Source organism: Exiguobacterium sp. s140, assembly GCF_018617035.1.
GTDB classification, from domain to species: domain Bacteria; phylum Bacillota; class Bacilli; order Exiguobacteriales; family Exiguobacteriaceae; genus Exiguobacterium; species Exiguobacterium profundum.
In genome coordinates this window covers 1,299,147-1,313,310 of record NZ_JACSJK010000001.1, presented here as the reverse complement: position 1 = coordinate 1,313,310, position 14,164 = coordinate 1,299,147, and the positions used below count along the sequence as shown (strand labels likewise).

Sequence of the window (14,164 nt, the reverse complement as noted above, 5' to 3'; positions counted from 1 at the left end):
ACATTGCGTAAACTCATGCATGTGGCCATAATCTTCATTTTACTACTTTCGTTCGTCCCTCAAAGTAAGTTCGTAGAGGCACAAGAATTACCGAAATATAAAGTATTGTATTTAAGAGATGCGTATACAGCAAGCAATGTATTGACTCAAAAGGCTTTAGATACGGCGATTGAATCATATAAAAAGACACTCGTAAGTGATTTAAACAGCTTGAACAAGCTTGAGATTGACTTTATGACGGTCAAGCAATTCAATGCGACTCGTTTCCCAATGGATGGGGCTTACGATGCGATTGTGTTGGGAAGCAGTCCTCTTGAAAAGAAATATCAAGAAGCGCTTGATGACGTGAATAAAATCAAATCGACATCAAATCGAAGTGCAGAGCACGATACCACAAAAATTTTAAATGATTTAACCGATTTAAAGTTAGGTGAAATTACAGATTTTTATGTGAAAACTGGATTGCCAGTATATTTTCATAAAGACGTCACGCTTGGTAGTAAAAACGTGAAACAATTATCTACACTAAAAGAATTCACGAATGTGAAACAATTTGAAACTGATCAGGCAATCATTAATCAGTTGATTAATCTTAAGAGCATTCGCCCGTTATTATCGAATGTAGAAGTGACATATAATCGACAGCCACTTGTAAATCAAACGGTACAGATTAAAAACAATGACCGAAAACCTTTCCAATTTAACTATCAGTTTGTAAATCCACCAACTTCAAGTACGATTGTCGAATTGTATATTGATTTTAATCATAATGATCGCTTTGATGCTGAAGATAAAGTGAGAGAAGTGATTGCAAGCTCAACGACTCAACTCGAGTTTTTCTTGTCTCGACCTACGTATACCGGTCCGAAAAATTGGATGATTGTTGCTAAAGATACAGTCACGGGACGTAAAGATTATAAAAAAGGAACGTTTCTCTATATCGATCAAAAAGTAGAAGCGAATATTTTACAATTAACTGCGGGAACAACGAGTAATGGTAAAATATCTGACCACTTATCAAATATGTTGACAGACGGGAATGGTCAATATCAATTTACATTAAACAATGGTACGACTAGTGAATTTCAATCAGGGAAATTTGATCAAGGATTGAATAACAACACATATGATATGCTGATTTTTGGATTTCAGGATTCATATAACACACAAGGTAGCATGAATGTTGCTGCAACGTCTAAAGTCAAATCGTTTTCAGAAACAGGACAAGGCGTTATGTTGACTCATGACACGATATTTAGATCTGGTGGTGGGAACTCGGCCACTTCAGAATGGGAACGTCAATTTGTCAATGCAGATTCCGCACAAAATATTTCAGGGCAACGAATTTATACAAATATAGGATATGGTGCACCACAGCCAACGAAAGTGATTGAAAAGGTGCAGGACGGAATTTTTACTTCCTACCCATATGTGTTAGATGATGCGCCAAAAGCTATTTCTACAACACACAACCAATACTTTACGCTTGATTTGAATGACCCTGAAGTGACACCTTGGTATAACTTATCTGCTGACAATAGTAATAATAACAATAAGCGTTCTTACGGAGATGCAAGCAACCATTACTACACGTATACAAAAAACAACTTCACCTACTCCGGTGCAGGGCACACGAACAAGTTCTCAGTAGAAGATGAGAAAAAAATCTTCATCAATACGATGTATCGCGCCTTTATCGGGGCGAATCATAAACCTTACAACGTGATTGAGTCCGTCAGTGATTCAAACCAGTCCTATACCTCTGCTGATTTAAAAGCCGGGACTGTTGAAGTGACTGCTGGACAAGACGTTAAATTGATGTGGCGACCGAGCGACTATGATTTCCAAGACTTGTTCCTCAATTCAACCATCACATATAACGGCAAACAGGTCGCATTCGAAAACTTACGTAACTACGAAGTCAAAGAGTTTACGATTCCGGCAGCGGATGTTGTCGCAGACCGACCGATTGAAGTGAAGATCGAGACGTCCGATCAACGGAATGCGAAGGTGAGTGATACGTTCACCATCAACGTCAAACGTGCGGAGAATGTTTCCGACTTGATTCAAGTGTCCCGGTCGATTGACCCGTCGACGATCAACTTATACGAAACGGGAACGATTCACTATCAAATTCAATATCCGGAACGTTTCGACCGATTACCGAATCAGTTGGGCGATAAGTTTTTACGAGTGGATTTAACGACCTTCACAGAAAAACTACCAAGCCAACTCGAAGTGGTGGCGATTCGTGATGCGAATGGAAATGAATATCCTGTCACCAACCCGAATGAAATCAAGTTACAGCTGAAACCAGACTTGTACTACGAACGAAACGGGAACACGAACATTTTCCTCCCGAACGATAGTGGAAATCGAACCGTGAAGTTTGAAGTAGTCGTTCGAGCCATCGAGCCTTCTGCTTCACTCATCCAATTGAAAAAAGCGGATAACCAATTAACGACGTTGATTGAGTATTCGAAGAAGCGTGATCACATTTTAGATAAGCATAATGACTGGGATAAGGAACTAGAGGTTCAATCGTCATTCCCAGACTTGCTGATCAATATCGGGGCGCCGTACGCGTACGAAGCGAAGATTCCTGACGTCACGTTACAAATCGGGGCACAGCAAATTGTGAGTCCGACCATCACGGATGCGAAAGGCAACAACTTTACGAACCCGAAATGGAAAAGCTTGAAGTGGGAAATCGTTGATGCGAACGGTGTTGCGAAACTCGTCACCCAAGGAAACAATGCGATTGTGACCGGTTTGAAAACAGGAACTGCGAAATTGCGATTGACAATCGATCCGGGCGATAAGAAACCTCTTGTCGTAGCTGAGTCGAAAGTCAATGTCATCAGTCCGCCTGAGCAACTCGCCATCCCGTCGACAGAGCTATATGTCGGTCAAACGACTACGGTCACACCAAAAGTCATGCCCGAAACGGCTCAATACAAGTCGGTTCGCTATGTCGTCGAATCTGGGGATAGTGTGAAGTTTGAACAAGTTGGCAACAACTTGAACATCATTGGACTGAAACCGGGTACGACTCAGTTTAAGGCGACTGTGGATGTCGGTGACCTCTTCGGTGGCTTGAATATCGCTACTCCGAGCACCGACTTTACCATCCAAGTCAAGGCACCATCCTTGAGCCAAACGCCGAGCCAACTCGACCTTTGGGTATGGGATAGTTTGGATGAAGAAAAACGCGTGAACGAAGTCGCCTCGATTCAAGTGACCTCAACACCAACCGTATCCATTCCGTTTGAACGAATCGGGTCCATCCCATCTGCTCTGACGGTGACACAAAGTGCGACAGGATATGAATTACGTGCCAACCATGGTTACGGAAATAATGGTGTCGTGACTGACATTCCAATTCAGACGACATTCGATGACAATGCGTTACGAAACATTCGTTCGAACACGTCGATTGTCCGTGTCAACGAATACCCGAACCAATTGATGTCAAAAGACATGACAATCAATATTGGTGAAGGGACGGCACCACGACTACCTCTTCTTGAGTACTGGCCTACGACTTCGACTTGGCGTGACTATCGCATGGAGATTGTATCCGGCGAAGAATATGTTCAAGTGAGTGGATCAGGAAAAGAGTTGATTCCAGTGAAACCTGGTGTGGCGAAAGTGGAAGTCTACACGACGCTTCCGGCTGGAAAACCGTTTGAAGCCGTGAAGGATACGTTTTATGTACGCATCATCCAAACGAATGCCTCGGGACAGGATGATGACCGTTATTAAGTGAATGGCAGAAAGTTGGCGAATGATGAATCGCAAGCGAATAATGATTGGCATCACCGGATTGATTCTCGTCATCGGATTGGGAGGGCTCCTGTACTGGAGTCAATCCCAACCCGAGCTCTCGCAGTTATCCGGTGACGAGTTAGTGAAAGAAGTGAGTCAACGCTCTTCGGTGACAGAAGAAGAATTGACAGATTTACAGGCAAGGGAAGAATGGGAGGCCGTCCGACTTGTTCTAGAAGACAAAAAAGTTGTGCCGAAAGCCGAGCAATTCGCCACAGCAGTGACGCTCGCACCTCTAGACGTGATTGAAGCATACTTCGAACAAGGACTTGACCCATTTGAAGAAGTGGAAGGGATGCCCGTCATCACACCATTGTTCAGTGCGAACGGCAGTCCGGATCAATGGAAGCTGGCGATGCGTTACGTTGAAGACGATCGACTCCTTGGGATTGCGGTCGACTCGTTGAATCTCGATGCGGTCAAAGAACTCCTCGGGCAAGGCTATACGATTCAAGATGCCGAATCGGTGTTATTGCAGCCTGTTCGTCACAATCAAGTCGAGTTAACGCAACTGCTTCTCGACAACGGCGCGCAATGGACAAAGGAAATGGAACAGACGGCCAAAGACTACAACTCGGACCTCATTCTAAAGATGGGGAACTAAAAAAAACGGCTTCTTCTCAATCAGAGAGGAAGCCGATTTTTTGAATTCATTTCAATTGAACAGGGTGACTGACGAAGAATTGCAGTTGATTCGTGACAGGGAGTGTTTCCAATTGATTGAACACGGAATCGTTATAAGTCAGTTTCAATCGAGACTTTTCGGCCTCGTGAGCTGGAACTTGACGGTCGAAGTTCTCAGCTGGACTTAAGCCGTTGCCCCCAGTAAATTCCCCTCTGAAGACGTTCACTTCAAGTGGTCCCTTACTATACAGACCTCCGTTGACTTCGAGAATGGATCCGACCGCATACACATAGGTCGGTTCGTTCGAGTCACTATACATGAATGCCTGGAGCGTCGTCGGTGTGTCGTCAAACTCGTTGATTCGGTTTAACAGGATCTTTCCTTTAGATAACAGAATGAGCGAGTTCCCTTTGTCTGCATCAATCGGAAGAATATTGGCTCGGTCGATGAACGTATCGCCGAGCGTGTAGACCGTCGAACTGAAGGAGACGTTCCCTTTAATAGTCAAGTCACCACGTACGATCAGGGGCCGTGCAATCGTCAGCTTCTCAAGGGATTCAATGACGACGTCGCCGTCAAAAAGGAGCGGGGCATTCGACTCGGTGATGGATTCCGTGACATACATGGCACGGTCGGAAATGGCATCCGGTAATGTCACGATGGTCGGGTCGGTGAGTGCGTTATAAGCATCCGCCCGTAAGTACGAAGTCGGGCGTTCGATAATCGAGGTCCCATCTTCCGATAAAACCCTCTTGAGTTCGAATACTTGATCGGTCGAGCGAATCAGACCTTCTCCAAAGATTTTTGAGTCGACGTTATTGGTGTAGGCGAGCGGTGTGTCGAGTCGTCGATTTAAAAATTCGATGATTGAGTAGTCGTATTGGAATGGAGAAAAGCGACTCGGGGACACCCCGGCGTCCGCCTTTTCGCCAGCTTGTTCCGTACCTACTGTAAAGTAGTTCTCTTGCTGGCAACTCAAGCAATCGCTCAATTCGACTAAATCGATTCGGCCATTCAAGTGAAGGCGACTGGAATCGACATTTTCAATTTGCTTCGCCACACCATCCAATTGGAAGTTCGCTTGGCGCATGAAAGCGAGGGGACCACCTGAATAGATATTTCCTTGAATCGTCGGCATGCCGTTTACGTCTAACTGTTGGTCGGACCCGAGGACGTAGTATAAAAAGGAAGGGAGAGCCGTCAAATATAAATCTTGTGTGTATTCAACGGTAAGCTCCGGTTGTTCCGGATTCACTTGTCGCGATGCCGTAACGTTCACTTGGAGAATCGTCGTGAACGGTGCCGTTTGAATCGTCGTATCCATCGCATCTTTCTTCAAATCAATGGAATAGCGGACCTCGCTGTCTGTCGTCAAATCCGTAAACGGCTCGTCACTGACAAGTAGCGATTGTACTGCAGTTTGAAATGCCACTTCCGACTCCATATGGGTCGGGACTTCCGCTTCTCCATGGAGCGGGAACTGGGTCCGAACCTCATCGGCGATGAGGCGAAGTGCGCTTTTCGCATCTTCATTCAGTTGAGTATCTTCTGTACGGATAACGGTCAATTTATTCGTCGCCAAGTTGACTTGCATGGCCGCAAGTGACAGAACAGCGAGGGCTGCCATCGTCACGAGAACAAGCACGAGAACATATCCGTCTTCACGTTTTCGCATCAGGATGCCTCCTTTCTTAGAATGGGATGGAGCTTTCAAATGTCGTAACAGAATCGGGATCGTTCGACTGAGTCAAATCCATCTCGATTTCGATGAGTCCACCGGTCATGTAAGTCGGGCGTCTCGGATCGAACACGGGATCTTTTAACTGGATGGTCATCCGTTCGACTGTGATTTGTGGATTAGAAGGCGTAAACGAATCCTCTGAGAGAACCAAGTCGGTCGGGACGTATCCCGCCTCCCGGTAAATCATTCCGGCTTCCGATATGTCTGGAGCGGACAATCGATAAAATTGAAACGAGCCGTCCACTTCCGTCACGGCGTCGAATTCGGTCCGGTTCACGTCAGAGAGCACGGAGGCAATCAAATAGTCGGCCTCGCTTCGAAGGTCACTCGTCTCGTTCGTCATTTGAAAACCGAGCGTTCCAGTGATAAAGGCCGTAATGATGACGCCACTTAAAATCGAAGCGACGACGACTGTGACGAGCAACTCGACGAGCGTGAAGCCGTCTTCACGTTTCTCCATCTCAGTCAGTTGTCGGGACAGCCGTTTCAGGGAACGGTTCGCGCAATGTCGCATTCGAAATGACTCCTTTCAAGGTGACGGGCGTTTGCAAACGGTCGGTCGTCACCGAAATTTCAACTTCAATGGTATGTCCGGGTGAAGTGGACAGCGATTGAATGGTTGCGATATACGTATCCCCATGGATTCGGGTATCTTCGCAGAAGTCGCACGTCGAGCTGATCCCGTCCCGATTCAACAATTGACGCAGTTCGAGCGGTTCATCAACGGACGCGGCCCGTCGATTTAAAGTATGTAACGTGTTTTGCGCCACTTGGTTCGCAATCGTTTGATTGAGGCTGTCGTGTGTCGTCTTCAAACTTTGGCTGAAAATCGAAAGTAAAGAGAATGAGACAATTGAAAGAACAACGATGGAGACGAGCACTTCGACGAGCGTAAAACCTTTTTCGGAATGCGACAAGACATTGACCTCCTATTCAAAAAAAGTAAAACAATCGGAAAATAACGTATGCAATACTGAATTAAATGTTATTTTTTGTACAATACATATTATACTAAAGTTATACGCTGAACGGATATATAGAATAGAAGTCGGATTAGACACGGGGGGATTTTACATGAAGCGGTATGGGATGCATCTTATCATTTTGATTGGACTCGTCGTACTCGTGACATTACCGACGATTGGACTCGTCAATTACTTAGATGCGTCTGCTGAGTCGAGTGCTACATACAAAAAAGATACGACGGTCGCAGGTGTCGACGTATCAGGGATGACGAAAGAAGAAGCGGACGTTCGTCTCGATAATGCGATTAAAGATTTTAATACGACACCCTTTTCAATCAATTTGATGGATGGGACGGTCATGGAGATTGGAAAAGAAGTCGTGACGTTCGATGTATCGAATACGTTAGACTCCATTAAAGATACAGGTGACTATCCGCTGTTGACATCCGTAGATGAAACGAAAGTCGAGCCTTATCTCGAAGGTCAACCCGTCACGCTGACGATGATTGCCCCGGCGTTGATGGATGCCGCATCGATGTTGGAGTCATCTGTGACATTAGAGCAAGTCGCGGCGGAAAGCGAGGTCGTCGCCTCGTTCACCGTGAGCCCGACACCAGCCATGCAGTCAGCACTTGATCGGATGAACGGATTCGAGATGGCGGCGGGAGATATCTTCAGTCTTAAATCGTTCGGAGAAGATTTCGAAGCGCTCACGACACTCGGGTCTTCATTCTACCGCATGTTTGCGGCGACACCGTTCGCCATTCTTGAACGTGTACCGCATGAAACACTTCCTTCCGGGGTGGAACTAGGCTATGACACGAAAGTCGATGAGCGCTCAAACTTTGCTGTTCAAAACCGAGAAGACACATCGTACGCCATCCTCGTCTTGAATGAAGGGGGTTCTGTGACGGTCCAATTGCTCGGGCAACCGTTTGACGCCGCTTTCGAGGCGAGAGTGGAAGAAGTGAAGACGGTACCGCATCAAAAAGTCGTCCGTTTCTCATCATCGCTCCCATCTGGCAGTTCATCGGTCACCCAGTCAGGTCAAGATGGACAGTCAGGTAAGCTCTACCGGGTCACAGTGACTGAAGAAGGAGAGACGATGGAATTACTCGGGTTTGATTTTTATGCCCCAACACCGGAAATCGTGACGAAGAGTTCCGTGCCGCTTCCGCCACCAGATCCGGTCGAACCGGTCATTCCGACATTCCCGGATGAGGACGAGGAAGAAGAAGACCCGTTCCCGAATGATTCGAACGACGACCCGTTTGAGGCAGAACCGCCAGTATTAGAAGAAGAACCTGCAGAAGAGGAGGCAGTCGGATGATTGGCTATTTGATTTTACTCGGCTTTTGGGTACTCGCCACATTGACGCTGTTCGCCTTATCCGTTCCGATGATGCGAAAACGTGAAACGAAACTTGTCATCAGTCTATGGACGGCACTCTTATCTAGCGGCGTCTACGTGATGGTAGAGGAATCACTCGTACAAACATGGTGGGCATGGTTGGTTCTCGTTGTATTGTTGATTGGAGGGGTGGCTGCGAGCGTCTTTGTCGAAGAACGGAATGACAAGGCCGAGCAGGAGGAGGCTCCTCAAAGGATGGTGAAGTAACGTGAGACGAACGAAACGAAGATTAGGTGAGATGCTGATCGAGGCTGCGCTTATTACGACGAATCAGCTCGATGAAGCGCTTGAACAGAAGCGTCCCGGAGAAAAACTAGGGGACGCCTTAATTCGACTAAACCATATTACCGAGACACAGTTGATTCAAATGATTCACGAACAGTTGCATGTGCCGATCATTGAGTTGTACTCCTATGACATCAATGTGACGGTCACGAAGCTCGTACCGAAAGCATTGGCACAAAAGCACGATATCATGCCATTTGAATTGAACGGGAATACGCTTCATGTCGCAACAGCCGACCCACTCGATCTCATTGCCATCGATGACGTCCGTCTTCAGACCGGGATGAACATCGAAATCGGCATCGCGACGAGAGAACAGATTCGAAAGACGATCAGTCGATACTATGAGATGGACCATTCGCTCGTCGAAATTTTGAAAGAGGATGCCCCGGAGATCGAGCGACAGGAAACAATCAGTCGAGACGATGCACCGATTATTCGACTCGTGAACCAGTTGTTCTTAAGTGCCATCGACCAACGCGCTTCGGACATCCATTTCGATCCGCATGAGAAACAGCTCCACGTCCGTTTTCGGATTGATGGGGACTTGCGTACCGAGACGGTCTATCCGAAGAAGATTCAAAGCGTCATGCTGACGCGTCTCAAAGTCATGAGTAACCTCGACATCACAGAAAGTCGCCTACCACAAGATGGGCGAATCAAGTACACATTGCGCAATCGCGCCTATGATTTCCGCGTCTCGACGCTCCCGACGATGTATGGAGAGAAAATCGTTATTCGGGTCCTCGACTCATCTCAAGGACTGACCGATTTGACGAAACTCGGATTCGGCGAGCGAAACGAACAGGCGTACCGTGACATGCTGAAACGTCCGAACGGAATTATCTTGATCACCGGTCCGACCGGTTCAGGGAAGTCGTCGACATTGTACGCTTCGTTGAAAGAACTGAATGATGAGACGAAAAACATCATTACGGTAGAAGACCCAGTCGAGTATCAACTTGACGGCATCAACCAGGTTCAGGTCAACTCGAAAGTCGGCTTGACGTTCGCGTCAGGGCTTCGTTCAATTTTACGTCAAGACCCGAACATCGTCATGGTCGGAGAGATTCGGGACACGGAGACGGCTGAGATTGCCATTCGTGCCTCGCTCACGGGTCACCTTGTTTTGTCAACGCTACATACGAATTCAGCGATCAGCTCCATCACCCGTCTCGTCGATATGGGGGTCGAGCCGTTCCTTGTCGCCGCTTCGACGACGGGACTCGTGGCACAACGACTCGTTCGACGCGTCTGTCGTGACTGTGGTCAAGTCGAACCGGTATCGAAGAGTGAACGTAGCCTGTTCGACGCTGAAGGTGTACACATCGACCACATCGTTCGGGGAAAAGGATGCTCGTCATGCAACTTCACAGGGTATCGTGGGCGCCTCGCCATTCACGAAGTCGTCCCAATCGATGAAGGCTTGCGCCGGATGATCATGAACCAGGCGACCGAGTCTGAGATGGTCGACTATGCGAAGTCGCAAGGAGCGACATTCCTGCTTGCGGACGGGTTAGAAAAGGTCGCCGCCGGTCTGACGACGACTGAAGAAATATTACGAACGGTCATTACGGAGAATGCTTATGATTAATCAATCGATTGAAACCATTTTGACGAATGCGGTCGAGAAACGTGCCTCGGACATTCACCTGACAGCCGGTTCCCCACCGATTATTCGAGTAGATGGGAGTCTCATTACGATGGGCGAGGAGAAGGTATTACCCCACCATCTTGAAGGATATTTAAAAGAAATTATGACCGATGATATGCGCGAACGTCTCGAGCATGATCGGGATCTCGATTTCTCGTTCGGTGTCCCACGTGTTTCCCGTTTTCGGGTCAACGCCTACTATCAACGAGGCACGATTGCCATCGCATTCCGATCCATTTCCGGGGAAATCCCGACGTTGAATGAACTCAATCTGCCGACTGTGTTGAAGCGTTTGATTGAAAAACCACATGGTCTCATCTTGGTCACGGGTCCGACGGGTTCAGGGAAATCGACGACGCTCGCGGCGATGATTCATGAAATCAATCGGACGCAGCGAAAACGAATCATCACGCTAGAAGATCCAATCGAGTATTTACATTCCCACGACCAGAGTATTGTCGACCAACGGGAAATCGGCTCTGACGTGATGAAATTTGTGAGTGGTCTAAGGGCCGCCTTACGGCAAGACCCTGACGTCATTTTGCTTGGGGAGATGCGTGACTTGGAGACCATCTCGACGGCGATGACCGCCGCAGAGACGGGTCACCTCGTCATGGCAACGCTCCATACATCGAGTGCGATGTCGACGGTGAGTCGAATCATCGACGCGTTCCCAGCTGAGCAACAGGACCAAATCCGGACACAACTCGCCAACGTCTTACTCGGTGTCGTGAGTCAACGGTTATTTCCACGGATTGATGTGCCGAAAGGACGCGTCGCCGCCATGGAAATCATGTTGGGGAATCCGGCTGTTGCCAACTTGATTCGAAATGAAAAAGAGTTCCAGTTGCCGACCGTCATCCAGACGAGTCGCCAGCACGGGATGCAGTCGATGGATGCCGCCATCGAACAACTCGTTCGGCAAGGGATCATCAATCCTAACGCCGTCCCGACAGAAGAGATGAGGTGATGAGTGATGGCGATATTTCAGTATGAAGGAAAGCTCCTGAACGGGAAGCGTAAGAAAGGTCGCATCACGGCCGTCTCGCTTCGGGAAGCGAAAGAGAAGTTGCGTCAAGAGTCGATTCTCGTAACGGACTTGGCCGAGCTCGAGTCGACCGGACTGAACATGGAAGTGAATCTGCTTCCGGAACGGGTAAAAATCGAGCACTTGATCATGTACGTCCGTCAGTTCGCAACGCTCATCCGGGCGGGTGTCCCGATTGTTCGTGCGACCTCAATCTTACGGGTTCAGACCGAATCAAACGTATTAAAGAAAGCATTGAGTCAAGTCGAGGATGATTTGAAGGAAGGGATTGCCTATTCCGAGGCGATCAAAAAACACCCACGCGTCTTCTCGAACTTCTTTAGTTCGATGGCACTTGCCGGGGAGACGAGTGGGAACTTGGAGGAGGCGCTCGATCAAATCGGGCTCCAACTCCAAAAGCAATATGATGTGAAGCGGAAGGTTATTTCTGCCCTCACGTATCCGTTGGTCGTCTCCATCGTCGCAATCGGCGTTGTCGCCTTTTTAATGGTGAACGTCGTCCCGACATTCGCGAGCATCTTTGGTCAACTCGGCGGTGAGCTTCCGCTCATCACGCGAATTGTCGTTGCCGTCTCTGATTTCATCGCGGCGTTCTGGTGGCTCTTACTCGCCATCGCCATACTCGGGGTGGTTGTATTCACCTGGATGTTGAAACGGGACCGGGAACGGTTCGTCATTGATGGCTTGCTATTGAAGATGCCGATTTTCGGAACGATTGTGATGAAATCTCAGATTGCATTGCTGACGCGAAGTTTAGCGGTCCTTCTACAAGCGGCCGTCCCGATTTTGACGGCGATTGAAATCACCGAGCGAATCGTATCAAACCGTGTCATCCGGAAAGGGTTGACCGAAGCGCGTGAGATGATGGCGCAAGGTGTACCACTTCACGAGCCGCTCATGCGAAATGCGAACTTCCCGGCGCTCATGACACAGATGATTGCCGTCGGGGAAGAGAGTGGTGATTTGGATTCGATGTTGAACGAAGTTGCAGAGTTTTATGAGACGGAAGTCGAAACGACTACGGACCGATTGAAGTCGATTATCGAGCCGCTTCTCATCGTCGTATTGGCAAGCGTCGTCGGGGTCATCGTCATCTCGATTGTCGTCCCGATGTTCCAAATCTATGGTGATATTCAGAATCAGTAAAGCAATATGCAAGCTTTTGAAAATATACCTTTTCAATACTATATTTAGAAGGTATAGTAAAATTGTTCTACTTCTATATTAGGTCTAAAGTAATTTATCTAGTTTACACACAGCACATTACGTAAAAGGGGAGAATGAATTATGGTAGAGAAGTTGAAAATGATTTGGCAAGATGCCAAACAGTTAAAAGATGAGCGTGGACTTACACTCGTCGAGTTACTCGTCGTCGTCGTTATTTTAGGGATTATCGCAGCCATCGCAGTCGTTGCGATTGGTGGGATCATCGAGAACTCGAAGAAAGATGCAATGGTCGCCGATGCGAAGCAAATGGTCAGTGCGGCGAAGTTGTATGTTGCTTCGAATGACGTTGCTACAGGAACAGCTATTCGTTTCGTTGGTGAGAAAACTGGTTCGGAAGTAGATGCTTCAAATATGATTGATACGATGAAAGATCCATTCGGTTCGACTTCGACTTCGACTTATGCTAATGGTGTTGTTTATGTTACAAAAACAGGTACTAAATACACTTATAAAGTATGGTTGGATGGAGAAAATGACATCGGAACTGCTGCTGCACCTGATGATGCGAGTGCTTTAAATAAAGGCTCAGTTGACTAATTTAGTTTTCACTCCGGCTGGCGCTGGGCACTCGCTCAGCCTAGCCGGTTTTCTGTTTTTGGCATATACTGACAAAAGGAGGGTCCTTCCTTGATTGAATCGATTGGATTCCTATATAGCATCGTCCTCGGGGCGGTCATCACATCGTTCACCAACGTCGTCGGGCTCCGCGTGCCACGTCAGCAATCGATCGTGACGCCGCGGTCACATTGTCCGTCTTGCGGTCACGAATTGTCACCGTGGGAACTCATCCCGATTTTCGGCTATCTCGCCTTAAGAGGCAGATGTCACGGGTGTGGCGAGCGGATCGCGCCGACGTATCCGATTTTTGAATTACTTGGAGCCATTGGATATGGTTATAGCTTTTCACTCTACGGATTCAGTGTGACGACGCTACTCGCGTTCGCTTTCTTGTCGACCTTACTCGCTTTGGCGATGTCTGATTTATCGACGATGCTCGTGCCGAATGTCATTTTGAAATTCACGGCACCGGTATTACTTCTCCTCACCTATCTCACAGGGGCATCCTGGTGGAACCCGCTTGTGGGGGCGTTGCTCGGATTTTCGCTCCTCGCGACCGTCTTTTTCGTGTCAAAAGGGGGACTTGGGGCAGGGGACGTCAAATTGTTTACTATGATTGGTCTTGTGCTCGGTCCGCGTGACGTGCTCGTCGCCTTGTTTCTATCGAGTTTGATTGGGGCGATCGTCGGGATCGGGTTGATGATGACAAAGAAAATCGGGCGAAAGCAGCCGATTCCGTTCGTCCCGTCGATTGCGCTCGGGACGATGTTGACGTTTTGGTTTAGTGAAAGTTTTTTTGATTGGTATTTTGAGTTGATGTAGG

Annotated in this window: 12 protein-coding genes; 9 read left to right on the top strand and 3 right to left on the bottom strand. The window is 47.8% G+C overall.

The window, feature by feature from the left end:
* Positions 1–3 precede the first annotated feature (3 nt).
* Both KNO61_RS06800 and KNO61_RS06795 read left to right on the top strand, forming a co-directional pair.
* Entirely contained in the window at positions 4–3,765 is a 3,762-nt protein-coding gene (locus KNO61_RS06800; protein WP_214872834.1) for a DUF5057 domain-containing protein, read from the top strand.
* A 25-nt stretch (positions 3,766–3,790) separates the two neighbouring features.
* Positions 3,791–4,432: a hypothetical protein gene (locus KNO61_RS06795; RefSeq protein WP_214872832.1), complete on the top strand. Its 642-nt coding sequence runs from the start codon at positions 3,791–3,793 to the stop codon at positions 4,430–4,432.
* 46 nt (positions 4,433–4,478) lie between these two features.
* Here KNO61_RS06795 and KNO61_RS06790 read toward each other — a convergent pair whose 3' ends face one another.
* The 3 genes from KNO61_RS06790 to KNO61_RS06780 are packed head-to-tail and all read right to left on the bottom strand — an operon-like array spanning position 4,479 to position 7,111.
* On the bottom strand, positions 4,479–6,128 hold the full coding sequence (locus KNO61_RS06790; protein WP_214872831.1) for a hypothetical protein: 1,650 nt from the start codon (positions 6,126–6,128) through the stop codon (positions 4,479–4,481).
* 16 nt (positions 6,129–6,144) lie between these two features.
* On the bottom strand, positions 6,145–6,708 hold the full coding sequence (locus tag KNO61_RS06785; protein ID WP_230872789.1) for a prepilin-type N-terminal cleavage/methylation domain-containing protein: 564 nt from the start codon (positions 6,706–6,708) through the stop codon (positions 6,145–6,147).
* Positions 6,656–7,111, bottom strand: a complete 456-nt coding sequence (locus tag KNO61_RS06780) for a type IV pilus modification PilV family protein (RefSeq protein ID WP_047795513.1) — start codon at positions 7,109–7,111, stop codon at positions 6,656–6,658. The genes KNO61_RS06785 and KNO61_RS06780 overlap by 53 nt, the downstream gene beginning before the upstream one ends.
* A 157-nt stretch (positions 7,112–7,268) precedes the next feature.
* Between KNO61_RS06780 and KNO61_RS06775 the strand changes: the two genes are divergently transcribed.
* The 7 genes from KNO61_RS06775 to KNO61_RS06745 all read left to right on the top strand — a co-directional run bounded on the left by KNO61_RS06775 (position 7,269) and on the right by KNO61_RS06745 (position 14,163).
* Complete coding sequence (locus tag KNO61_RS06775) at positions 7,269–8,489, top strand: G5 domain-containing protein (RefSeq protein ID WP_214872830.1); 1,221 nt, start codon at positions 7,269–7,271, stop codon at positions 8,487–8,489.
* A complete protein-coding gene (locus tag KNO61_RS06770; protein ID WP_078146549.1) occupies positions 8,486–8,776 on the top strand; it encodes a hypothetical protein in 291 nt (96 codons plus the stop codon). The genes KNO61_RS06775 and KNO61_RS06770 overlap by 4 nt, the downstream gene beginning before the upstream one ends.
* A gap of 1 nt (position 8,777) precedes the next feature.
* The gene (locus tag KNO61_RS06765) at positions 8,778–10,448 is read left to right on the top strand and encodes a GspE/PulE family protein (RefSeq protein WP_143404754.1); all 1,671 of its coding nucleotides are present in this window, start codon (positions 8,778–8,780) and stop codon (positions 10,446–10,448) included.
* Positions 10,441–11,478 carry a type IV pilus twitching motility protein PilT gene (locus KNO61_RS06760; RefSeq protein ID WP_015881136.1) on the top strand — a complete coding sequence of 346 codons (1,038 nt, stop codon included), beginning with the start codon at positions 10,441–10,443 and terminating at the stop codon, positions 11,476–11,478. The genes KNO61_RS06765 and KNO61_RS06760 overlap by 8 nt, the downstream gene beginning before the upstream one ends.
* A 6-nt stretch (positions 11,479–11,484) precedes the next feature.
* A complete protein-coding gene (locus KNO61_RS06755) occupies positions 11,485–12,702 on the top strand; it encodes a type II secretion system F family protein (RefSeq protein WP_214872829.1) in 1,218 nt (405 codons plus the stop codon).
* A 141-nt stretch (positions 12,703–12,843) separates the two neighbouring features.
* Positions 12,844–13,320: a prepilin-type N-terminal cleavage/methylation domain-containing protein gene (locus KNO61_RS06750; protein WP_214872828.1), complete on the top strand. Its 477-nt coding sequence runs from the start codon at positions 12,844–12,846 to the stop codon at positions 13,318–13,320.
* Between the two features lie 90 nt (positions 13,321–13,410).
* A complete protein-coding gene (locus tag KNO61_RS06745; protein WP_015881139.1) occupies positions 13,411–14,163 on the top strand; it encodes a prepilin peptidase in 753 nt (250 codons plus the stop codon).
* Position 14,164: the final 1 nt, after the last annotated feature.